At 64.9% G+C, this 22,791-nt stretch carries 20 protein-coding genes; 7 read left to right on the top strand and 13 right to left on the bottom strand.

The window, feature by feature from the left end; translation table 11 throughout:
- Nucleotides 1–32: 32 nt before the first annotated feature.
- Nucleotides 33–1,046, bottom strand: a complete 1,014-nt coding sequence (locus LQ955_RS00895) for a glycerophosphodiester phosphodiesterase family protein (protein ID WP_231026367.1) — start codon at nucleotides 1,044–1,046, stop codon at nucleotides 33–35.
- Between the two features lie 141 nt (nucleotides 1,047–1,187).
- Here LQ955_RS00895 and LQ955_RS00890 point away from each other — a divergent pair, with 141 nt between their 5' ends.
- Nucleotides 1,188–1,982 (top strand): Bax inhibitor-1/YccA family protein, encoded by a 795-nt coding sequence (locus LQ955_RS00890; protein ID WP_231026366.1) that lies wholly within the window; start codon nucleotides 1,188–1,190, stop codon nucleotides 1,980–1,982.
- 219 nt (nucleotides 1,983–2,201) lie between these two features.
- On the opposite strand, the gene LQ955_RS00885 is transcribed toward LQ955_RS00890, so the two are convergent.
- The 9 genes from LQ955_RS00885 to LQ955_RS00845 form a co-directional block, all read right to left on the bottom strand.
- Complete coding sequence (locus tag LQ955_RS00885) at nucleotides 2,202–4,187, bottom strand: ABC transporter ATP-binding protein (protein WP_304961263.1); 1,986 nt, start codon at nucleotides 4,185–4,187, stop codon at nucleotides 2,202–2,204.
- On the bottom strand, nucleotides 4,184–5,920 hold the full coding sequence (locus LQ955_RS00880; protein WP_231026365.1) for an ABC transporter ATP-binding protein: 1,737 nt from the start codon (nucleotides 5,918–5,920) through the stop codon (nucleotides 4,184–4,186). Before LQ955_RS00880 ends, LQ955_RS00885 begins: the two co-directional genes overlap by 4 nt.
- Nucleotides 5,917–6,618 (bottom strand): TetR family transcriptional regulator, encoded by a 702-nt coding sequence (locus tag LQ955_RS00875; RefSeq protein WP_231026364.1) that lies wholly within the window; start codon nucleotides 6,616–6,618, stop codon nucleotides 5,917–5,919. Before LQ955_RS00875 ends, LQ955_RS00880 begins: the two co-directional genes overlap by 4 nt.
- A 138-nt stretch (nucleotides 6,619–6,756) precedes the next feature.
- Entirely contained in the window at nucleotides 6,757–7,065 is a 309-nt protein-coding gene (locus LQ955_RS00870) for a ribbon-helix-helix domain-containing protein (RefSeq protein WP_313788372.1), read from the bottom strand.
- Between the two features lie 145 nt (nucleotides 7,066–7,210).
- Entirely contained in the window at nucleotides 7,211–8,818 is a 1,608-nt protein-coding gene (guaA, locus tag LQ955_RS00865; RefSeq protein WP_449342980.1) for a glutamine-hydrolyzing GMP synthase, read from the bottom strand.
- A 46-nt stretch (nucleotides 8,819–8,864) separates the two neighbouring features.
- A complete protein-coding gene (locus LQ955_RS00860) occupies nucleotides 8,865–9,314 on the bottom strand; it encodes a DUF3817 domain-containing protein (RefSeq protein ID WP_231026363.1) in 450 nt (149 codons plus the stop codon).
- Between the two features lie 4 nt (nucleotides 9,315–9,318).
- Nucleotides 9,319–10,152, bottom strand: coding sequence for an SURF1 family cytochrome oxidase biogenesis protein (locus LQ955_RS00855; RefSeq protein WP_231026362.1), 834 nt, complete (start codon nucleotides 10,150–10,152; stop codon nucleotides 9,319–9,321).
- Complete coding sequence (locus tag LQ955_RS00850) at nucleotides 10,149–11,522, bottom strand: cation:proton antiporter (protein WP_231028218.1); 1,374 nt, start codon at nucleotides 11,520–11,522, stop codon at nucleotides 10,149–10,151. The genes LQ955_RS00855 and LQ955_RS00850 overlap by 4 nt, the downstream gene beginning before the upstream one ends.
- 48 nt (nucleotides 11,523–11,570) lie before the next feature.
- Nucleotides 11,571–12,101 (bottom strand): TrkA C-terminal domain-containing protein, encoded by a 531-nt coding sequence (locus LQ955_RS00845; protein WP_231026361.1) that lies wholly within the window; start codon nucleotides 12,099–12,101, stop codon nucleotides 11,571–11,573.
- Between the two features lie 139 nt (nucleotides 12,102–12,240).
- On the opposite strand from LQ955_RS00845, the gene LQ955_RS00840 reads away from it, so the two are divergent.
- Nucleotides 12,241–12,891 (top strand): TMEM175 family protein, encoded by a 651-nt coding sequence (locus LQ955_RS00840; RefSeq protein WP_231026360.1) that lies wholly within the window; start codon nucleotides 12,241–12,243, stop codon nucleotides 12,889–12,891.
- Nucleotides 12,892–13,058: 167 nt separating this feature from the next.
- Nucleotides 13,059–14,051 carry an IS481 family transposase gene (locus LQ955_RS00835; protein ID WP_231026359.1) on the top strand — a complete coding sequence of 331 codons (993 nt, stop codon included), beginning with the start codon at nucleotides 13,059–13,061 and terminating at the stop codon, nucleotides 14,049–14,051.
- Here the strand turns inward: LQ955_RS00835 and LQ955_RS00830 are convergent.
- Nucleotides 14,048–15,166: a GuaB3 family IMP dehydrogenase-related protein gene (locus LQ955_RS00830; RefSeq protein ID WP_231028217.1), complete on the bottom strand. Its 1,119-nt coding sequence runs from the start codon at nucleotides 15,164–15,166 to the stop codon at nucleotides 14,048–14,050. The two genes, LQ955_RS00835 and LQ955_RS00830, sit on opposite strands and share 4 nt — an antisense overlap.
- 40 nt (nucleotides 15,167–15,206) lie before the next feature.
- Nucleotides 15,207–16,709: an IMP dehydrogenase gene (guaB, locus tag LQ955_RS00825; RefSeq protein ID WP_231026358.1), complete on the bottom strand. Its 1,503-nt coding sequence runs from the start codon at nucleotides 16,707–16,709 to the stop codon at nucleotides 15,207–15,209.
- A gap of 183 nt (nucleotides 16,710–16,892) precedes the next feature.
- Here guaB and LQ955_RS00820 point away from each other — a divergent pair, with 183 nt between their 5' ends.
- Genes LQ955_RS00820 through LQ955_RS00805 form a run of 4 tightly spaced genes read left to right on the top strand, consistent with a single transcriptional unit; the run spans nucleotide 16,893 to nucleotide 21,086 of the window.
- Nucleotides 16,893–18,293, top strand: coding sequence for a branched-chain amino acid ABC transporter permease (locus LQ955_RS00820; protein WP_231026357.1), 1,401 nt, complete (start codon nucleotides 16,893–16,895; stop codon nucleotides 18,291–18,293).
- 12 nt (nucleotides 18,294–18,305) lie between these two features.
- On the top strand, nucleotides 18,306–19,295 hold the full coding sequence (locus LQ955_RS00815; protein ID WP_231026356.1) for a branched-chain amino acid ABC transporter permease: 990 nt from the start codon (nucleotides 18,306–18,308) through the stop codon (nucleotides 19,293–19,295).
- A complete protein-coding gene (locus tag LQ955_RS00810; RefSeq protein WP_231026355.1) occupies nucleotides 19,285–20,289 on the top strand; it encodes an ABC transporter ATP-binding protein in 1,005 nt (334 codons plus the stop codon). The genes LQ955_RS00815 and LQ955_RS00810 overlap by 11 nt, the downstream gene beginning before the upstream one ends.
- Nucleotides 20,286–21,086 carry an ABC transporter ATP-binding protein gene (locus LQ955_RS00805; protein WP_231026354.1) on the top strand — a complete coding sequence of 267 codons (801 nt, stop codon included), beginning with the start codon at nucleotides 20,286–20,288 and terminating at the stop codon, nucleotides 21,084–21,086. The genes LQ955_RS00810 and LQ955_RS00805 overlap by 4 nt, the downstream gene beginning before the upstream one ends.
- Before the next feature lie 311 nt (nucleotides 21,087–21,397).
- Here the strand turns inward: LQ955_RS00805 and LQ955_RS00800 are convergent, their stop codons facing one another.
- Nucleotides 21,398–22,726, bottom strand: coding sequence for an ABC transporter substrate-binding protein (locus tag LQ955_RS00800; protein WP_231026353.1), 1,329 nt, complete (start codon nucleotides 22,724–22,726; stop codon nucleotides 21,398–21,400).
- Nucleotides 22,727–22,791 lie beyond the last annotated feature (65 nt).

The following is a 22,791-nucleotide window of genomic DNA, read 5'->3' as shown; positions in this document are numbered from 1 at the left end:
GCGCCGACAGCGAAGACACACGATCCGGTGTTTCAGCGCCCCGCGAACTCCGCTCGCACCGCCACCGCGAGATCAGGATGATCGGCGAACACCCCGTCGACCCCGCTGGCCATCACGCGCGAAAACTCGTCGCGCCACGCACCCCACGCCGCCTCGTCGGCGCCGACCCGAAACCGCGTGTCGAGAAACTCGTTCTCGGGGCGCAGGGTCCACGTGAACACCTCGAGCCCCGCGCCGTGCGCAGAGTCGACCAGCCTGCTCCCGGGATGGAGCAGCAGCTGCTTCGGCACACTGATTCCCTCGACGCTCAAACCGCGCAGGCCGTCTGGGGTCAGGAACGACGCATAGTCGGCAGCAGAGGCACCCCGTGCGGCCACCAGGTCGGCCGGGACCCCCTCGGCCTCGACCAACAGCACCGAAGGGGCGAGCACTCCGCGGGCACGAACACGCTCGAGCACCGTCGGCTCGAAGCTCTCCACCACGAGTCGCCCGTCGCCGGAGTTCCATCCAGCCGCCTCCACCTCGGCCGCGAAGAGCTCGTCGAGGGGCAGACCAAGCCGAGCGAAGTGGGTGGCGTGCTTGATCTCGGCGACGATCCCGAGCGGGCGCTGCTGGGCATCCGCTGCCCTTTCTACGAGCGAGAAGAGGTCGCTCAACCGCAGAATGCCGAAGTGACCGTCGTACGCAGCGCTGCCGGGGCGCAGGGCCGGCAGCCGTTCGACGCAGCGCAACGTCTGCAGTTCAGCCCACGTGAAGTCTTCGGTGAACCAGCCGGTGTGGGTCACGCCGTCGACCGAGGCCGTGCGGCGCCGGCCGGCGAACTCCGGATGCCCGGCCACATCTGTGGTGCCCGAAATCTCGTTCTCGTGGCGGATCACCAGTACCCCGTCGCGCGTGGCCACGACGTCGGGCTCCACGCAGTCTGCGCCCAGTTCGAACGCCAGCTCGTAGGCCGCGGCGGAGTGCTCGGGGCGGTACCCGCTCGCACCTCGGTGGCCGATGACGAGGGGGCGGGCATCCAGTCGCTGAACAGCAGAAATCACCACGGAAAGAGCCTAGAACGAGGCCGCCCGCCGCGGTGGGCGCCTTTTTGTTAACGTTCGCGAACATCCAGCCAACATCTGGATTTCGCCGGTAGGTTTGATGTGCATCCATTCAGCTGCGAGCATCACCGACTCGAGGAAACCATGGCTTCCAACAATCCCGCCTTTTCGCGCAACCCTGCCTTCAACGGCAAGGCGCCCGCTGCCCCTGTCACTCCGATCTCGGCCGAGGGCCTTGAGACGATGTACGACGCCCCGTCGGCCACGCCGGCGCAGACCGGGCGTATCAGCTACGACGACGTCATCGTCAAGACCGCGCTGAACTTCGTTGTGCTGGTGGCGTTCGCCGCCATCGGGTGGAACGTGCCCGTGCTGGCCCTGCCCGCCGCGCTCATCGGCTTCGGGCTCGCCATGGTGAACATCTTCAAGAAGCAGCCGTCACCGCCGCTGATCCTGCTCTACTCCGCGGTCGAAGGTCTCTTCATCGGTGCCGTGTCGAGCGTCTTCGAAGCGCGCTATCCGGGTGTCGTCGTGCAGGCCGTCATCGCGACCATCTGCGTGTTCGCCGTGACGCTCGTGCTCTTCGCCTTCGGTAAGGTGCGGGCGTCGAAGCGAGCCACGAAGATCTTCTTGATCGCCATGATCGGCTACCTGGTGTTCTCGCTCGTGAACGTGGTGCTCATCGTCACCGGCGTCAACCAGAACGCGTTCGGGCTCTCGAGCGCGACCATCTTCGGCATTCCGATCGGCCTGATTCTCGGTGTGCTGGTCACGCTGCTCGCCGCCTACTCGCTGGTGCTCGACTTCGACCAGATTCAGCGTGCGGTCAAGGCCGGCGCCCCGCGCAACCAGAGCTGGTCGGCCGCCTTCGGCCTGGTCGTCACCGTCGTCTGGCTCTACCTCGAGCTGCTGCGCTTCTTCGCCATCGCAAGGAACTGAATGGTCTGCTGCGCCGCCGCCTCTGCGGCGCACAGTGCGACTGCCTCATCGCACTGAAGTATGGGCCGCTACCAACGCCGAAAGCGACGTACACGCCGCCGCTTTCGACTGATCTCGGTTGGCGTCACTACATAAGGAAATACGCCCCGCCGAACCTCCATGTGGTTCGGCGGGGCGTATTTCCTTTTTTGTCGACGGGTCAGGAGTTCAGCCGCGGGATCAGTCCGTGATCGCCGCCGCGAACTGGGCGTTGTAGAGGTTGGCATAGGCACCGTCGGCGGCGAGCAGCGACTCGTGGGTTCCCTGCTCCACGATGTGGCCCGCCTCCATGACGAGGATGAGGTGGGCATCCCGAATCGTCGAGAGACGATGCGCGATCACGAAGCTCGTGCGATCGGCTCGCAGCGCCGACATGGCGCGCTGCACCAACACCTCGGTGCGTGTGTCGACCGACGACGTGGCCTCGTCGAGAATGAGCACCGACGGCTTCGCCAAGAACGCCCGCGCGATGGTGATCAGCTGCTTCTCTCCGGCCGACACGTTGTCGGCCTCGTCGTTCAGCACGGTGTCATAGCCGTCGGGCAGCGAGTGCACGAAACGGTCGACGTAGGTCGCCTGGGCTGCGGCGAGAATCTCCTCCTCTGACGCAGAGGGGTTTCCGTACGCGATGTTGTCGTGGATCGTGCCGCCGAACAGCCAGGTGTCTTGCAGCACCATACCGGTGCGGCCCCGCAGGTCATCCCGCGTCATCGTAGCGATATCGGTGCCGTCGAGCGTGATGCGCCCGCCGTCGAGCTCGTAGAACCGCATGATGAGGTTCACCAGGGTGGTCTTGCCCGCACCGGTCGGCCCGACGATCGCCACTGTCTGCCCCGGCAGCGCCGTGAGCGAGAGGTTCTCGATGAGCGGCTTAGCGGGGCTGTAGCTGAACGACACGTTCTCGAAGACGAGTCGGCCCTCGTCGTTCGACGGGGTCGCCGCGGGCACCGGATCCGGGCTCTGGTCGTCGGCGTCGAGCAACTCGAACACCCGCTCGGCAGAAGCGACACCCGACTGCAGCACGTTGGCCATCGAACCGAGCTGCGTGAGCGGCTGCGTGAACTGACGCGAGTACTGGATGAACGCCTGCACATCACCGAGACTGAGCGACCCGCTCGCCACCATCAACCCGCCGACCACCGCGATGGCGACGTAGACCAGGTTTCCGATGAACATCATCGACGGCATGATGATGCCCGAGACGAACTGCGCGCCGAAGCTCGCCCGGTAGAGTTCGTCGTTCTTCTGCCGGAAGACCTCGTTGATCTCGCGGTGACGGCCGAACACCTTCACGAGCGCGTGGCCGCTGTAGCCTTCCTCGATTCGCGCGTTCAGTTCGCCGGTGTGCTTCCACTGAGCGACGAAGAGCTTCTGCGAGCGCTTCGCCACGACAGTGGTGATGAGCAGGGTGAGCGGAATCGTCACCAGCGCGATCAGCGCCAGCAGCGGCGAGATGATGAACATCATCGTGATGACGCCGATCACTGTCAGCAGCGACGTCATGATCTGCGAGAGCGACTGCTGCAGGCTCTGGGAGATGTTGTCGATGTCGTTAGTGACCCGGCTCAGCAGCTCACCGCGCGGCATGCGGTCGAAGTACCCCAGCGGCAGCCGGTTGATCTTCTCTTCGACGTCTTCGCGCAGGCGGTACACGGTGCGCTGCACGACACCGTTGAGCAAGTACGACTGCATCCAGCTGAACACCGACGCGAAGACGTAGATCGCCAGCACCGTGAGCAGGATCATGCCGAGCTGGGTGAAGTCGATACCCTGGCCCGGGGTGAACGTCACGCTCTTGAGCAGATCGGCCTGCTGCGACTGGCCGGCCGCGTCGAGGCCCGCGATGGCCTGAGCCTGCGTGGTTCCGGCCGGAAACTGGTTCGACAAAATACCCGCGAAGATCACGTTGGTGGCATTTCCGAGCATCTTCGGCCCGAGCACCGACAGCGTCACACTCACCACGGCGAGCAGCGTGATCAGGCCGATGAGCATGCGCTCGGGCCGCAGTCGGCCCGCCAGTCGTTTGGCGCTGGGCCCGAAGGCCTTGGACTTCTCGGCGGGCATACCGGCGCCGCCGAACGGACCGCCTCCCCCGCCCGGGCCGCGGCGCACGGGCGGCCGCGGAACGGCCGGCGCCTTCTCGATGGGCTGCGCTTCGTCGCTCATGCTGCCTCCTCCGCCGTCATCTGCGAGTGAACGATCTCGCGGTACGTCTCGCTCGATTCGAGCAGTTCGCTGTGGGTGCCGCGGCCGACGATGACGCCGTCTTCGAGTACCAGAATCTGGTCGGCGTCGATGATAGTCGAGACGCGTTGCGCCACCACCACCATGGTCGCGCCGCTCACGTCTCTTCGAAGCGCGCGCCTGAGCCGGGCATCCGTCGCCAGGTCGAGCGCCGAGAACGAGTCGTCGAACACGTAGATCTCGGGCCGCTTCACGAGCGCCCGTGCGATGGCCAGTCGCTGACGCTGGCCGCCCGACACGTTCGTGCCGCCCTGCGCGATGGGCGACTCGAGGCCCTCGGTCATCTCAGACACGAAGTCGCGCGCCTGCGCGGTCTCGAGCGCCTGCCAGAGTTCTTCGTCGGTGGCGTCGGGCTTGCCGTAGCGCAGGTTGCTCGCGATGGTTCCCGAGAACAGGTACGGTTTCTGCGGCACGAGACCGATGCGCCCCCACAGCACGTCAGGGTCGAGGTCTTTCACGTTCACCCCATCGATGCGAACCTCGCCGGCTGTCGCGTCGAACAGGCGCGGAAGCAGGTTGACCAGCGTGGTCTTGCCCGACCCCGTGCTGCCGATGATGGCGGTGGTCTGACCCGGCTCGGCAACAAACGTCAGGTGGCGCAGCACCGGCTCGGCCGCGCCCGGGTAGGCGAAGCTCGCATCGTCGAGCTCGATCAGACCGTGCTCGCTGAGTTCGGTGACGCCCACGGCAGGCATGATGACCGACGGCGGCGTCTGCAGCACCTCGGTGATACGGTCGGCGCAAACGGATGCCCGCGGAATCAGAATCGCCATGAAGGTCGCCATCATGACCGCCATCAGAATCTGCACGAGGTAGGTCAAGAACGCCGTCAGGGTACCGATTTGAATAGCCCCGTTGTCGATTTGGAACGCCCCGAACCAGAGCACCGCAACACTTGAAACGTTCATCACCAGCAGCACGATCGGGAACATCAGCGCGAACAGCCGCCCCGCCCTCAGCGCGGTGTCGGTGACGTCGCGGTTGGCCACCGCGAAACGTTCGGTCTCGATACGCTCTCGCACGAATGCCCGAACGACTCGGATGCCCGTCAACTGCTCACGCAGAACACCGTTCACCTTGTCGATGCGTTGCTGCATCAGGCGGAACAGCGGCACCATGCGCACGATGATCAGGGCCAGAACGATGAGCAGCACCGGAACCGCGACCGCGATGATCGCCGACAGTGGCACATCGAGCGAGAGCGCCATGATGATGCCACCCACTGCGAGGATCGGCGCGCTGACCAGAATGGTGCAGGTCAGCAGCACGAGCATCTGCACCTGCTGCACGTCGTTCGTGGTGCGGGTGATGAGCGACGGCGCCCCGAAGTGCGACACCTCTCGCTCGGAGAATTCGCCCACCCGGGTGAACACCGAGAGGCGCAGGTCGCGGCCGAGGGCCATGGCGAGTTTGGCGCCGAAGTACACCGCCACGATCGCGCAGATCACCTGGGCGAGGGTGATCATTAGCATGAGCCCGCCGATGCTCAAGATGTAGCCGGTATTGCCCGTGGCCACACCGTTGTCGATGATGTCGGCGTTGAGCGTGGGCAGGTAGAGCGAGGCGATGGCCTGCGCCAGCTGAAAGACGAAGACGCCGACGACGAGCCGCCAGTGCGGCCTGACGTAGGTGCCGATGAGCCGGACGAGTTTCATTCCGTGCCTTCTTTCGTGATTTCTTCTCGTTTATCTTCGCGCAGACCACTGACAATGGCGTCGCCGCGCGTTGAGCGCGTGGCCGTCGGCGGGTTCGTGGTGATTCCGTGCAGCACGAACTCGGTCAGGGTGTCGTTGTCGATGGGAGAGTCGCCGATGACGTGCGGCAGCGACGCAGAGAGCGCCACCATGCGGATGAGCTGGGCGATGCGGTCGGCAGAAAACCGCAGCTGCCCCTCCTCGCCGTCGAGCAGGTCCGCAATACGGCGCACGAAGTCGCTCTGCGCGCTGTGCTGGGGTCGTTGCCCGGCGAGCCCGAGTGAGTTCATCATCTGGAACACGGTGACGAACCTCTTGCGCATCAGCTCGATGAGCCGGTGCACCTTCGCCTCGAGCGGAAGCGTGCGATCGATGGCCCGCATGTCACCGCGAAACGGCTCGGGGTCGAGGTGGGCTGCGATCGCCGCGTCGATGAGCGTCTCTTTGTCGCCGAACGCCCGAAAGATGGTTCCCTCGGCGATGCCCGCCGCTGCTGCGATCTGTGCGCTCGTGACCTGCCGGCCGTGCTCGATGAGCAATGGCGTGACGGCGGCGATGATGGATGCTCGGCGATCCTCAAGCGCCATCGCAGGGGCTCGGCGGGATCGCGCCTCCGTTCGCAGCCTCTCGGCCGCTCGATCGAGGTCTGTCTGCGTCATGCGTTCGAGCGTACCTGAGTGAGCGCTCACTCACAATCATATTGGTTGTCGGATCAAGGTGCTTGCCGGGTTCTCTACGGCAGGAGTCGTTCCATTTGCAGACGTGCTTTCATCGCGTGGATCACCAGCTCGTTTCATTCACGCAGCAGAAGCCACCAGCGCCTCGCGGATGACCTGAGAGCGCGTCTTGCCTTCTCGTTGCGCCTTGGCGTCGATCGCGGCGAGCTCGTTCAGCGTAAGTCGTAGCGTCACCACTTGCGAGGCTTCGGCGCCGCGACCAGGGCGCCCGCGGCCCCGCTTTTTCAGAGCATCGACGTCATAGCCTGCCTCTGCTTCGGCCGCCCACGCTGCAATCTGCTCTTCGGTGACCGGCGCCCCGCGAATGGTTTCGTCAGCATTCATATCAATACCGTAATACGAAATTGCAGCGCTGTCGAGAAGTGTCATAAAATGAGGATATCACGACTTCACGCACGTCTCTCAGTCACAGCCGAGTCAACAAGAATGCCCCAGGCCACTCCGCACGCCCAAATCAATGCGCGGCGCATAGAGCGAGCCGCCGTTCAGGCGGCCCGCGGCGCCCCGCCCTCGCTTACTCCCACTCGATAGTGCCCGGCGGCTTCGACGTGACGTCGAGCACAACGCGGTTGACACCGGCGACCTCGTTCGTAATGCGGTTGGAGATGCGCGCGAGCAGATCGTACGGCAGGCGGGTCCAGTCTGCCGTCATCGCGTCTTCAGACGAGACGGGCCGCAAGACGATCGGATGCCCGTAGGTACGCCCATCGCCCTGAACGCCGACCGACCGCACATCGGCCAGCAGCACCACAGGACACTGCCAGATCTCGCCGTCGAGGCCGGCCGCGGTGAGTTCCGCACGCACGATGGAATCGGCCGCTCGCAGCAGCTCCAGGCGCTCGAACGTCACCTCGCCCACGATGCGAATGCCGAGCCCGGGGCCGGGGAACGGCTGGCGCCCCACGATGACCTCGGGCAACCCGAGCTGACGGCCGATGGCACGCACCTCGTCTTTGAACAGGGTGCGCAGCGGCTCGACCAGAGCGAACTGCAAGTCTTCGGGAAGGCCGCCCACGTTGTGGTGGCTCTTGATGTTCGCCGTGCCGGTTCCGCCGCCCGACTCGACCACGTCGGGGTAGAGCGTTCCCTGCACGAGAAACTTGACCGGCTCACCGTCGGTCGCGGCCGCCGCGAGCACAAGGGCCTCTGCGGCGCCTTCGAAGCTCCGGATGAACTCCCGCCCGATGATCTTGCGCTTCTGCTCGGGGTCGGTGACCCCGGCGAGAGCGTCGAGAAACTGCTGCTGGGCATCCACTGTCACCAGACGAACACCGGTCGACGCCACGTAGTCGACTTCGACCTGACGGCGCTCGTCGGCGCGCAGCAGCCCGTGGTCGACGAACACGCAGGTCAGCTGGTCGCCCACGGCCGCGTGAACGAGCGCGGCCGCGACGGCCGAGTCGACCCCGCCCGAGAGCCCGCAGATCACCTTGCCGTCGCCGACCTGCGCGCGGATCAGAGCGATCTGGTCGGCGATGACGTTGCCGCTGTTCCAGTCGGCCGGAATTCCGGCGGCGCGGTGCAAGAAGTTCTCGAGCACATCTTGCCCGTACTGGGTGTGCTTCACCTCGGGGTGCCACTGCACGCCGTACTGCTGCTTCGCGTCGTTCGCGAACGCGGCGACGGGGGTGGATGCACTGCTCGCCACCACCGTGAAGCCCTCCGGTGCCTTCGAGACCTGGTCGCCGTGGCTCATCCACACCGTCTGGTCGACGGGTTGGCCGTCGAGCAGCACTCCCCCGTCGCCCGTGACCTGCATGTCCGTGGCACCGTACTCGCGCAGCCCGCTGTGCGCGACCTCGCCGCCGAGCGTCTGAGCCATGACCTGGAATCCGTAACAGATGCCGAGCACGGGCACGCCGAGGTCGAAGATAGCCGGATCGAGCGCCGGCGCGCCTTCTTCGTACACGCTCGATGGGCCACCGCTCAGCACGATGCCCACCGGCGACTTCGCAGCAACCTCGGCCGCGGTGATGTTGCTCGGCACGATCTCGCTGTAGACGCTCGCCTCGCGCACGCGGCGGGCGATGAGCTGCGCGTACTGCGCGCCGAAGTCGACGACGAGCACGGGTCGTGACGTCGAGGCGACCGCCTCGTCGGGGGCCGCCGCGGCGGGGATCACGTTGTCGGGGATCACGTTGTCGGGGATCACGTTGTCGGGGATCACGTTACTGATGAGCGGCCTCCGTGGGTTGAGCGACGACGGCCGCCTCGCGCTCGGCGAGGTAGCCGCGAACTTCATGGGCAGTACGGGTCTCGACGAAGAACGACAAGAAGGGAATGACGCCCCCGAGCGCCAGCAGCAAGAAGCGGCCAAGACGCCAGCGCATGCGCGTCCAGAGCTGGAAGCACGAGAACAGGTACACCACGTAGAACCAGCCGTGCACGATGAGGATGCCCGTGCTCAGGTTGATGCTCGTCACGGTGCCGTCGGGCACCAGCGCCAGAAAGCCCTGCGGGCCGCCCATTTCGACTTCGAGGCCGATGGGCGTGTACTTCAGAATCATCTCGACACACAGCAGCAACAGCAGCACACCGGTGATGATGGCGCAGACCTGGTAGAACTTCAGGGCCGAGCGAACGCGCGGAAAGTCCTTCAGCTTGGGCTCGAGTGGCATGGAGTCATTCTACCTTTCGGCTCGACGCGGGGGCACTGAAAGCCTCTTCGAGCTCTGCTTCTTCTTGTTCGCGTTCCCACGCGTCTTTCACCAGCCGGTACCAGAAGAACACGGCGAATCCGGCGAAGATGACCCACTCGATGGCATAGAAGATGTTCAGCCAGTTCAGCTCGGTGGTGCGCTGCGGAATCGGTGAGTCGATGGCGGTGAGCCCGTCGACCGGAGTGTGCGCCACGATGTAGCCGCCGAACACGTTCGCGGTGTCGTCGAAGTCTTTCCAGGTATTGATGATCGACGAGAGCGCCATGGTCGACGGAATGTACGACGCCGCCGTCTTGCCTTGCGCGTCGGCCACGACCGGCCCGTCGGTGCCCACGTACCGCCCGACCAGCGCATCGGTCGGGAACGACTCGGTCGAGTTGAGCTGGTCGGCGACCGATTCGGCCAGCGACTGCTCTGCCGACCATCCGAGGGCCACCGCCACGCTCGTCGTCGACGCAGAGCCCTGCGGATGATCGAGGTCGAGTCGCCCGATCACCCAATAGCCGAGCGTTCCGCCGTTCAGGCGCGACGACACGAGAGAGAAGTCACCGGGCGCCAGCGAGCCCGTCACGGTCACCATCTGGCCGTCTTGTGTCTCGAGCACCGGCTGCCCGGCCGCCGAGATGTCAGTGAGCTGCTGAACCACCTCGGTGGTCGCATTCGGGTTCGGCCCGTTCGACGTGACCGCGCGCGACAGCTGCCACTGCCCGAGGGCTGCGAAGATCGCGGCGAGGAAGAGAGCGAAAACGAGCGCCCAGATCCACTTCGGGCGCCGCATGACACTGAAGATGGTCAATACTCGTCGTCTTTCGAGGCTCGGTCGACTTGGTCGGATTGGCTGTTCGCCTGCTCCACAACCCGATCAACATACTCCTGCGTAGCTGGATTCTCGCCGGGCTCGAGGCCCGCCGTAGCCGCCTCGACCAGCGCGATCTCTTCGGCGCGCATCGCATCGCGAGGTTTTTTCGCGGCGGAGGCAGCGGAGGCGGCCTTCTTGCGCTTGGTTCCGAGCAGAGTATTGGCGATTTTGTCGGAATTCGAGGCGATGATGGGGCCGGCGACCGCCATCACGAGCACGTAGAGGCCGGCGAACGACTGTATTCGCTCATCCAGACCGGCCGCGAGCGCAAGCGTCGCCAAGATGAGAGCAAACTCACCTCGGTTCTGCAGAATCACCGAGGCGTTGATACCGCCCCGCACCCCGACTCCGTTCAGTTTCGCCACCAGCTGACCCGCGCCCGCGTTCAGCACCATGGTCATCACGACCGCCCCGAGCACTGGCCAGATGACCTCGGGAAAGGTCGACGGGTTCAGGCTCAGCCCGAAGTTCAAGAAGAAGAAGGCACCGAACACGTCACGCAGCGGAATCGCGATCTGTTCGATCTTGTTTCGGTAGCGGGTCGCGCCCAGAACGAGACCGATCAAGAAGGCGCCGATGGCGTCGGTGACGCCCAGAATCTCGCCGATGCCGCCGAACATGATGGCCAGGCCGAAAAACAGAATCGTGAAGAGCTCGTCGTCTTTCGTGCGGAAGAACCGCGACACGACACGGCCGCCGAACCGGGCCACGGCGAACATCACCACGAGGAACAAGAACGCTATTCCGAGCTTCAGGATGACCGGCCAGATCGCCGTCTCACCGCTCAGTACCACCGACACGATGGCCAGGTAGATGGCGATGAAGATGTCTTCGACCACCGTGACACCCAGGATCATGGGGGTCTCGGGGTTGGCCAGCCGGTTCAGCTCGATGAGCAGCTTGGTGACGATGGCGCTCGACGAAGTCGCCGTGATTCCCGCAATGATCAGGGCCTCACGGGTGCCCCACCCCACCATGAAGCCGAAGGCGAAGCCGGCCACCATGTTGATGGCGATGTACGAGCCACCCGAGATGATCAGTTTGCCGGCGTTGGAGAAGAACTCGTCTTGATCGAATTCGAGCCCCAGGCTGAAGAGCAGCATGATGAGCCCGAACACCGCGATGAGCGCGATGTAGGAATTGTTGTTGAAGTCGAGCGGAAAAAGGTCGAAGTGCGGGCTCGCCAGCAGCCCGACCACCATGTAGATCGGAATCGCCGGCAGCCCGATCATCTTGCCGAGGCGCCCGAGTACGTAGGCGATGACGAACAGGATGCCCAGAATGAGCAAGTCGGGCCCGAGGTGTATCACCCCGCCCGTGTCAGTAGCGGCCGCGCCGATAGCGGTCAGCATCGCCTACCCCCCGGGCGGCGCGTCGACAGCGCTCTTGGTCTTGTACTGGCCGGTGCGAAAGAAGTTGAACACCTTCGCAACCTTTTCGGGGCTGCCGGCGACCACGAGAGTGTCACCGGGAAAGACCTTGAAGTCGCTGGCCGGGGCCGGATTGGCGGACTCACCGCGCACCACGGCCACCACGGTCACCCCGACGACTCCGCGGTCGGCCGGATCGCCGAGCTCGAGCCCGGCAATGTGGTCTTCGTAGTCGACCGTGAACCAGTCGATGCTGAGCCCCGGAATCTGGTCGAGTGCCGTCAGCGACTCGGTGATCTGGGTGCCGCCGAGCAACTCGGCGAGGGTGCGCGCCTCGTCTTCGCTCAACCGCAGCGATACTTTGGTGCCTTCGGCGCCGTCTTCTTCGTCGGCGAACGTGATGAGGTCGTTGTGACCCGAACGATGGGCGATGACGCCGATCTTGCCCCCGTCGTCGGTGACAAAGGTGTGCAGCACCCCGACCCCCGGTAGCTTGACCCGTCGTACATCAACCATGACTGATCTCCCTACCGTGATGGTGCGTGTGATTTCCTGCCCACCGATTCTACCCGAGGGGTTTCCCGGAGCCGACGGTGGCCGATCATCCGCGCTGCGCTGACGGCGAAGCGAGCCAGACGTGTGATTCAATCGGCCTGTGACAGACGACAACACAACGGGGGCGCCCGCGACGCAACCCTTAGGCGCAGTTTCGACGAGCCGAGTCGAGGCCTTCAGCGACGGCGTCTTCGCCATCGCGACCACCTTGCTCATTCTCGAGATCGCCGTGCCGCATGTCGGCGAGAAAGGCGACCTGTTCCGCGCACTCTTCGACCTCTGGCCGTCGTATGTGTCGTATGCGGTGAGCTTCGTGACCATCGGGCTGATGTGGATCAACCACCACTACCTGATCGGGCTGTTCGCTCGAGTCGACCGGCCGCTGCTGTTTCTCAACCTCGGGCTGCTCGCGGTGATCGCGTTCATTCCGTTTCCGACGGGAGTTCTCGCCGAATACCTCGTCGACGGCGACCAGCAGCAACTCTTTGCAGCCGCAACTCTCTACGGTGTGACCATGATCGGCGTGAGCGGCTTTTTTCTTCTGCTCTGGATGCACGTTCGCCGGGCAACGGGCAGCCTGAAAAACCCCGCGGCGGCAGTACCGGCGGCCGGCCGAGCAATCGTCTTCTGCCTGTGCGCCCTGGCGGCCTACCTCATCGCCATCGCCGTCGGGGCGCTCGCCCCCGTCGTGTCGCTCGTGCTCTTCGCCGCCGTTGCGTCGCTGTTCGCCCTCGGCCGTTACAGCCGCTGACACGCGACGACGCCGCAAGCGGGCTGTCAGCGCGGGCTAGCTGTACTGCTCAGGGAGGTTGGTTGATTCGGTGTGACGACTCGCTGTAGTTGTTGGAATGGGGTGAGGGCCCCCGGGGCGAAAGTGGAGTTGCTCAGTCAACCACTTACCGACCTGAAAGGGCCCTCGTGTCTCACGCTAACGCAGCTCTCACCCCACGTCACCGTCTCCGCATCGCGCGCCTGATAATCGGTGACGGCTGGCCCGTCGCTCATGCCGCGGCGCAATTCAATGTTTCCTGGCCTACGGCGAAGCGTTGGGCCGACAGATACGCGGCGATGGGCGCAGCGGGTGTCGTGGATCGTTCTTCTCGCCCGCACTACAGCCCAACCAGGACCCGGCAGCAGCTCGTGCGGAAAATTGGGCATCTGCGGTGGAAGCAGCGCCTGGGCCCGGTCGCGATCGGCGCGAAGCTCGGGATGCCAGCATCAACAGTGCACGCCGTTCTCGTGCGGTGTCGGCTGAACCGGCTCGGCTACATCGATAAACACACCGGTGAGGTCGTCCGCCGCTACGAACATGACACTCCGGGCTCGTTGATCCACGTCGATGTCACGAAGTTCGGCAACATTCCTGACGGGGGCGGGCACCGATACGTTGGCCGGCAGCAAGGTCGCCGGAACCGGGCCGCTACCGTCGGGATTGTCAGAGATGCTCGTTATGAACCCCGGCCGGGGAAAGAGTTCGTGCACACCGTGATCGATGACCACTCCCGGGTCGCGTACGCCGAGATCCACGCCGATGAAACCGCCGCCACCGCCGTGGCCGTGCTGCAGCGGGCGGTGTCCTGGTTCGCCGTCCGCGGCGTCACTGTGCAACGAGTGCTCTCCGACAACGGGTCAGCGTACAAGTCGCATCTCTGGCGCGATACCTGCGCGGAACTCGGGATCACACCGAAAAAGACCCGGCCGTACCGGCCCCAAACGAACGGGAAGATCGAACGATTCCACCGCACCCTCGCCGACGGGTGGGCCTACAAACGGTTCTACCCCACCGAAACCGCGCGCCGAAACGCCCTCCCCGCATGGCTCCATGAATACAATCACCACAGACCCCACACCGCCATCGGAAGCCACCCACCCATCAGCCGGTTAACCAACCTCCCTGAGCAGTACAGCTAGTGCGAGGCGTAGGGCGCGACGACGACCTCGATGCGCTGGAACTCTTTGAGGTCGGAGTACCCGGTCGTCGCCATCGAGCGCCGCAAGGCGCCGATGAGGTTCGCGGTGCCATCGGCGACCGGTGACGGCCCGAACAGAATCTGCTCGAGCGGAGCAACCGCGCCGACGTGCACGCGGTTGCCGCGTGGCAGCTGCGAGTGGTGTGCCTCGGGGCCCCAGTGGTAGCCACCACCCGGGGCATCCGTCGCCCGTGCCAGCGCGGTGCCGAGCATCACGGCGTCGGCGCCGACCGAGATGGCCTTCACGATGTCGCCAGAGGTGCCGAGGCCGCCGTCGGCGATGACGTGCACGTACCGTCCGCCCGACTCGTCGAGGTAGTCGCGGCGCGCACCGGCGACGTCGGCCACCGCGGTGGCCATGGGCGCGTGGATGCCCAGGGTGGCCCTGGTCGTCGAAGCAGCCCCTCCGCCGAACCCGACCAGTACACCGGCAGCACCGGTGCGCATCAGGTGCAGTGCCGCGGTGTAGGTGGCCGCGCCGCCCACAATGACGGGAACATCGAGCTCGTAGATGAACTTCTTGAGGTTGAGCGGCTCGACGGTCTTCGACACGTGCTCGGCCGACACCGTGGTGCCGCGGATGAAGAACAAGTCTACGCCGGCGGCCACGACAGTCTCGTAGAGCTCTTGCGTGCGCTGGGGCGAGAGGGCGCCGGCCACGGTGACACCGGATGCCCGGATCTCTGCCAGACGCGCGGTCACCAGCTCGGGCTTGATGGGCTCGGCATAGATCTGCTGCATGCGCACGGTGGCACCGCCGACGGGCAGCTCCCTGATCTCCTGCAGCAGCGGCTCGGGGTTCTCATACCGGGTCCACAGACCCTCGAGGTCGAGCACGCCCAGACCGCCGAGGCGGCCCATGGCGATGGCGGTCGCGGGCGACACGACCGAGTCCATGGGCGCCGCCATCACGGGAATGTCGAAATGGTAGGCGTCGATCGACCACCCCACCGAAACGTCTTGGGGGTCGCGGGTGCGTCGCGAGGGAACGACCGCGATGTCGTCGAACGCGTAGACCCGGCGACCGCGCTTGGAGCGGCCGATTTCGATTTCCATACTCACCCGCCAATACTACCGGCGAGCCACCGACACCCGATCAGCGGCGGTAGTTGGGCGCTTCGACCACCATCTGGATGTCGTGAGGGTGCGACTCCTTGAGGCCGGCGGCGGTGATGCGTACGAATTTGCCGCGCGCCTTCAGCTCGTCGACCGAACGGGCTCCCACGTAGAACATCGACTGGCGAAGCCCCCCGAGCAGCTGGTACGCCACGTTCGAGAGGGCACCGCGATACGGCACCTGACCCTCGATGCCCTCGGGAATGAGCTTGTCGTCGCTTGGCACATCGGCCTGAAAGTAACGGTCTTTCGAGTACGAGGTCTTCTCGCCGCGGGTCTGCAGCGCACCGAGCGAGCCCATGCCCCGGTAGCTCTTGAACTGCTTGCCGTTGACGAACACCAGGTCGCCCGGGCTCTCGTCGCAGCCGGCCAGCAGCGACCCGAGCATCACGGTGTCCGCACCGGCGACCAGCGCTTTGGCGATGTCGCCCGAGTACTGCAACCCGCCGTCGGCGATGACGGGAGTGCCCGACTCGCGAGCCGCGAGCGATGCTTCGTACACCGCGGTGACCTGCGGCACGCCGACCCCGGCGACCACGCGGGTCGTACAGATCGAGCCCGGCCCCACGCCGACCTTGATAGCGTCGGCCCCGGCGTCGATGAGCGCTTGGGCTCCCGAGCGGGTGGCCACGTTGCCGCCGATGATCTCGACACCGGAAGCAGCGGGCTCGGCCTTCAGCCGGCGAATGATGTCGAGCACACCGGCGCTGTCGCCGTTGGCGGTGTCGACCACCAGAACGTCGACACCGGCATCCACCAGCGTCATGGCACGCTGCCAGGCGTCGCCGAAGAAGCCGATGGCGGCGCCGACACGCAGGCGGCCCTCGTCGTCTTTGGTGGCGTTGGGGTATTTCTCGCTCTTGTCGAAGTCTTTGACGGTGATGAGCCCGCGCAGCTTGCCGTCGGCATCGATCAACGGAAGCTTCTCGATCTTGTACTGGGCGAAAATCGCCACAGCATCGTCGGGGTCGATACCCACCGGAGCGGTGATGAGCGGCGCCTTCGTCATGACGTCGCGCACGAGAGTGGTGCTCTTCTCCCAGGCCGAGACGAAGCGCATGTCGCGGTTGGTGATGATGCCCACCAGCACACCGGACTCGTCGACCACGGGCAGACCGGAGACGCGGAACTGACCGCACAGCAGGTCTGCGTCGGCGACAGTGGCGTCGGGGGTGGTGGTCACCGGGTTCGTGATCATGCCCGACTCGCTGCGCTTCACCTTGTCGACGTTGGCGGCCTGGTCGTCGATCGAGAGGTTGCGGTGAATGACGCCGAACCCGCCCTGGCGCGCCATAGCGATGGCCATGCGCGACTCGGTGACCGTATCCATCGCCGACGAGAGCAGGGGGGCTGCGAGCGAGATCTTCTTGGTCAGACGCGACGTCGTGTCGGCCTCGCTCGGGATCACGTCGGTGTGGCCGGGAAGCAGCATCACGTCGTCGTAGGTGAGCCCGATGAATCCGAACGGGTCGTTCTGTTCCATATGTTTTCTTCCCTCGTCTGCCGGCGCGAGCGACATCTTAACTACTGTGCTGATTCTAACGAAGTCAAGGGGGCTGCTATTCCGTACCCGCTGGAAACACGACCGACACAAAGAACTTATAACGTAAGCTCACTTGCAACTCGAAGAGCCCAATGATGTGCGCTCGTTCCCGGAGGTTAGAACTTGACGACACTCGTAGTGCCGCGAAGGCCCGACGGCCGCGCCAGACTGTGGCGCCTCGCTGCCACGATCATGCTGGCTATCGTGGCGATCATCACCATGGTGAGCCTCAGCGCATCGTCGGCAGAAGCCGCGACAACCCCCTCGCCCAGTAGTGCCGCTGCAGCCGCGTGCGCTTCGAATGCCACGACGGGCTGTCTGCAGGGCACCATCAAGCTGCCCAGCGGTGACCCGGCGGTCGGAATCAAGCTCGGCATCAAGGGCGGCGATCTCGACACCACGATCACGACCGGCAGCGACGGCAAGTGGAGCCAGGCGATCACGGTCGCGGGCCCGTACACGATCACGGTCGACACCACCTCGATTCCGGATGGCGCGGTGCTCGACTCGGGCGCGAAGAACCCCGCAACCGTCACTGGCGCGCTGAACAAGAACACCGGATACGTCTTCAAGATCGTCGGCGGCACCACCTCGTCCGACGGAACCACGACCCAGACGCCCGACGACGCGACCACCGGAATCACGTTCGACCGCTTCGCCCAGCAGTTCGTCTCGGGCATCCGCCTCGGCCTGCTGCTGGCCCTCGCCGCCGTGGGTCTCTCGCTGATCTTCGGCACGACGGGCCTGTCGAACTTCGCACACGGTGAGCAGGTGACCCTCGGTGGTCTGCTGGCCTACCTCTTCGCGAACGTTCTCGGGCTGAACCTGATTCTGGCGGCGATCATCTCGGTGGTCATCTGTGCTGCGACCGGCTATTTCCAAGACGCGTGGATCTGGAAACCGCTGCGAAGGCGGGGCATCGGCACGACGCAGCTGATGATCGTGACCATCGGGCTCTCGATCGCGCTGCAGTACACGTTCCAGTACTTCTTGGGGGCATCCACTGTTCGCATCGACCAGGCCAACCCGGTCACGGTCGACCTGGGGCCGGTGACGCTCTCGGCGCAGTCGCTCATCTCGATGGGTATCGCCGTGGTGATCATCGCGGCGGTCGGCTGGGTACTGGTGAAGACCAGAATCGGCCGCGCGACCCGCGCCGTGTCAGACAACCCCTCGCTTGCGGCCGCGTCGGGCATCGACGTCGACCGCATCATCCGTATCGTCTGGACGTCGGCCACCGCGCTGGCCGGGCTCTCGGGTGTGCTGCTCGGCCTGGTGCTCAACGGAGTCAACTGGCAGACCGGCCTGCAACTGCTGCTGCTCATGTTCGCCGCCATCACCTTGGGTGGTCTCGGCACCGCGTTCGGTGCTCTCGCCGGCGCCATGATCATCGGTCTGGTCGTCGAGCTGACGAACCTCGTGCTGCCGGGCGACTTCAAGTACGCAACGGCACTCATCATCCTGATTCTGGTGCTGCTGGTCAGGCCGCAGGGTATCTTCGGGCGCCGAGAGCGCATCGGTTAGAAGGGCTCACTCATGGATCAACTTCTGCAGACTCTGTACGCGATTCTGAACTCGGCGATCTCGCCGCAGACCGCGGCTCTCGCCATCGCTGCCATCGGCCTGAACATCCACTTCGGCTACACCGGATTGCTCAACTTCGGTCAGGCCGGGTTCATGCTCATCGGGGCATATGGCTTCGCCATCTCGATCATCGCGGGCTTGCCCATCGTCTTGGCGATCATCATCGCTCTCGTGTGCGCTCTGATCTTCGCGCTGATTCTGGGTATTCCGACTCTGAAGCTGCGCGGTGATTACCTGGCCATCGTGACGCTCTCGGCCGCCGAGATCGTGCGGATGGTCGGGCGATCGTCGCTTCTGACCAACCTCACCGGCGGGTCGAACGGCATCACCGGCAACGAATACCGCAGCCCTTTCACCGATCTGTCGTTCTTCGGCAGCGGATCCCTCGACATCGGGCCCTTCAAATACGACCTGACCGGCTCGAACGGCTGGTGGTTCATCGCCACGGCGTGGTTCGTGGTCGGCCTGCTGTGCCTGTTCGTCTGGGCGATCATGCGCAGCCCCTGGGGTCGTGTGCTGCGAGGCATCCGTGAAGACGAAGACGCCGTGCGCGCCCTCGGCAAGAACGTCTACAGCTACAAGATGCAGGCGCTCATCCTCGGTGGTGTCATCGGTGCCATCGCGGGAATCGTCTACATTCTGCCGGCCTCGCTGCAGGCCGACAGCATGGGGCGCTCGATGACCTACTTCATCTTCACCGCGCTGCTGCTGGGTGGTGCTGCGACGGTCTTCGGCCCGGTGCTCGGCGCCATCGTGTTCTTCGCCATCCGGTTGTTCGTTCAGGGCATCGCAAACCAGTTCATTCCCTCGGCCATCATGAACGGCCAGCAGACCGAACAGTTCGCCTGGATCGTCATCGGCGTCATGTTGATGCTCGTGGTGATCTTCAGGCCGCAAGGTATTCTCGGCAACAAGAAGGAGCTGAGCTTCGATGTCAAGTGACGTGCCCACCACCACCAGCACGATAACGGCTGCCGGTGCGGCGGCGAAACAAAGCGTCTCCGGTGTCGAGGCGGTGCCCGGTGTCTCGAAACCCGATCCGATTCTCACCGTCGACAACGTCACGCGCCGGTTCGGCGGCATGACGGCGGTCGACGTGAAGCACCTCGAGGTGCAGCGCGGAATCATCACGGCCCTGATCGGCCCCAACGGTGCCGGCAAGACCACTTTCTTCAACCTCATCACCGGGTTCGACAAGCCCAGCTCGGCCGCCAAGCTCATCGGCGGCCCGAAGGCCGGAGAGGCCGCGAAGTCGACCTTCAACGGTCGCGACGTGGGCAACACCGGCGCCACCAAGGTCGCCAAGATGGGCATGGTGCGCACCTTTCAGCTCACCAAAGCGCTGTCGAAGCTCACGGTCATCGAGAACATGCGCCTGGGCGCCAAAGACCAGCCCGGCGAGAACTTGTTCGTGTCGGTCATCAAGCCGCTGTGGGTCAAACGCGAGGCCGAGATCACGGCGAAGGCCGAAGAACTGCTTTCTCGCTTCAAGCTGCTCGAGAAACGCGACGACATGGCCGGCAGCCTGTCGGGCGGCCAGAAGAAGCTGCTCGAAATGGCGCGGGCGCTCATGAGCGATCCTGTCATGATCATGCTCGATGAGCCCATGGCCGGCGTCAACCCGGCGCTCACCCAATCGCTGCTGGGGCACATCCAGGCGCTGCGCGACGAGGGGATGACCGTGCTCTTCGTCGAGCACGACATGCACATGGTGCGGCACATCTCCGACTGGGTGGTCGTGATGGCCGAGGGCAAGGTCGTGGCAGAGGGCCCCTCGGGCACCGTCATGGACGATCCCGCCGTCATCGACGCGTACCTCGGCGCGCACCACAACACCGATCTCGGTGACGATTCGCTGCTGACCGATGAGGTCGCCGAAGAACTCGCCGCCGAAGTTCAGAACGAAGAGCTCACGGAAGGTGAGACCAAAGCATGACCGACACACTCTCCGCCACCGGCGGCACCGAAACCCGGGTTCCGGTGATGCAGGCGACCGATCTGGTTGCCGGCTACCTGCCCGGTATCAACATTCTCAACGGCTGCAACCTCGACGTGTACCCCGGCGAACTGATCGGCATCATCGGCCCGAACGGCGCCGGCAAGTCCACGCTACTGAAGGCCCTCTTCGGGCTCGTGAACGTGCGCTCAGGCTCGGTGACGCTGAAGGGTGAGAACATCACCGGCCACAAGGCCAACAAGCTCGTCCAGGCCGGTGTGGGGTTCGTTCCGCAGAACAACAACGTCTTTCCGTCGCTCACCATCGAAGAGAACCTGCAGATGGGGCTCTTCTTGCGCCCCAAGCTGCTCAAGGAGCGCCTCGAGGCCATCTTCGACCTCTTTCCCGTGCTTCGTGACCGCCGCACGCAGCGCGCGGGTTCCCTCTCGGGTGGTGAGCGTCAGTCGGTCGCCATGGCGCGTGCGCTCATGATGGATCCCTCGGTGCTGCTGCTCGACGAGCCCTCCGCCGGCCTCTCCCCTGTGCGACAGGATGAGACGTTCATCCGCACCCGCCGCATCAACAAGACGGGCGTGTCGATCATCATGGTGGAGCAGAACGCTCGCCGCTGCCTGCAGATCTGCGACCGCGGCTACGTGCTCGACCAAGGCCGCAACGCCTACACCGGCACCGGCCGCGAGCTGGCCGACGACCCCAAGGTCATCGAGCTCTACCTCGGCACCCTCGCCAAAGACGTCGAAGAGGAGTCGGGCCACAACGCCCCCGGCGCCATCTAGCCCCGCTCTCCCCGCCCGCGGCTCTCGCTGCCCCACCTGCTCGTTCGCAAGGCCCCGCCCCGGTTCATCCGGCAGCGGGGCCTTTCGCGCTCGCCCTCTCCCTCCCCCGCCCCGCTCCCCACCGCCCCGCTCTCTCCCGCGAGAGCGATGGATGCGGACGAGAGCAACCGCCCCGCTGGTCGCTCTCGTCCGCATCCATCGCTCTCGAAGCCGGAGCGCGACCGGACGGGGCGGTGGCGGGCAGGCACGAAGAAGCCCCCGCACCGGATGAACGGGGCGAGGGCTTCTCGTGCTACGAGGGTTCGAACTCCTTAGTAGGAGGTCTCGCCTTCGATGGCCGACTGGAACGTGTAGGTGTTGTCGGCGTTGTACTTGTAGATGCCGATGAACGCGCTCGACGGCTCGTTGTGCGAGTTGAACGGACCGATGCCCGACTGACCCGTGTACTGGATCTCGGTACCGGCCGAAACCAGCGGAGCACACTCGGCGTACGAGGCACACTTGGTGCCGCCGTTCGCACCGGAGACAGCCGCGAGTTCCTTGTTCAGGTCTGCCGAGACGTTCGACTTGGCCTTCAGCGCCGCGAGGGCGGTGAGGGTGGTCGCGTCGTAGGCCTCAGGAGCGTAGGAGAAGTCCTTGAGGTCTGCGTTCTCTGCACCCTTGTACCAGGAGACGAGCTGAGCCTTGAACGTGTCGTTCGGCTGAGCACCGGGGATGGTGCCCTGGGCGCCGGTGAGGGTGCCCGCCTGGAAGTCCTTGCTGTAGTCGGCGGTGTTGCCGTCTGACAGGTAGGTCTTGGACATGTTCCAGCCCTGAGCGACGAGCTCAGGGATGATCGACTTGGTCTCGTCGAACGCCAGGATGACGATCGCGTCGGGCTTGCTGGCAAGCGCCGCGGTCACTTCAGCCGAGAACGTGGTCTGGCCGGGAGGGAACTCCTGGCCGGCGCCGGTAGCGCCGTAGACGACGGTGCCGCCTGCAGACTCGATGCTCTTCTGCGTGAAGTCACGAAGACCGGTGCCGTACGAGTCGTTGAAGACCAGGAAGGCGACCTTCGAGTTGCCGTCACCCGTGATGAGCGAGCCGAGGGCTGAACCCTGAACCGAGTCCGGCGGAGCGGTGCGGTAGTAGAACGGACCGTAACCGCTGAGCTTGGCCGAGGTGTTCGCCGGCGAGATCTGCGTGATCTTGGCCGAAGCGAACGCGTCGACGACGTTCAGCGAAACGCTCGACGACGCGGCACCGATGGCCACCGACGGCTTGGCCGTGATGAGCTTCTGAGCCGAAGCGGTCGAGACGCTGAGGTCGGTCGAGTCACCCGAGTCGGTGGGGAGGATACAAGCCTGCTTGCCATCGACGCCGCCCGCAGCGTTGATGTCTGAGACCGCGAGGCCGACACCGGCCTGCTCCGGCGGGTTCAGGTAAGCGAGGCTACCGGTGATGGGGAGGATGGTACCGACGACCAGGTTGTTGGCCGTTGTGGCATCGCTCGCGCAGTCGGTCTCAGTGGCCGACGCCGACGAAGACGCCGAAGAAGATGGAGTTGAGCTGCCCCCGGAGGCACAGCCGGAAAGCATGATGGCAATGATGCCTGCTCCGGCCAGAATCGATGTCCGGAGGGCATACTTGGATTTGATCATCCTGTGAACCCTTTCATTGTGCTCGCGAGCATGGAGCCCCCGGGCGGAGGCACCCTCGCGTTCAT

The sequence above is a fragment of the Subtercola endophyticus genome, assembly GCF_021044565.1.
In the GTDB taxonomy this organism is placed as follows: domain Bacteria; phylum Actinomycetota; class Actinomycetes; order Actinomycetales; family Microbacteriaceae; genus Subtercola; species Subtercola endophyticus.
The sequence above is the reverse complement of the archived record's forward strand: the minus strand, read 5'-3'. Positions and strand labels throughout refer to the sequence as shown.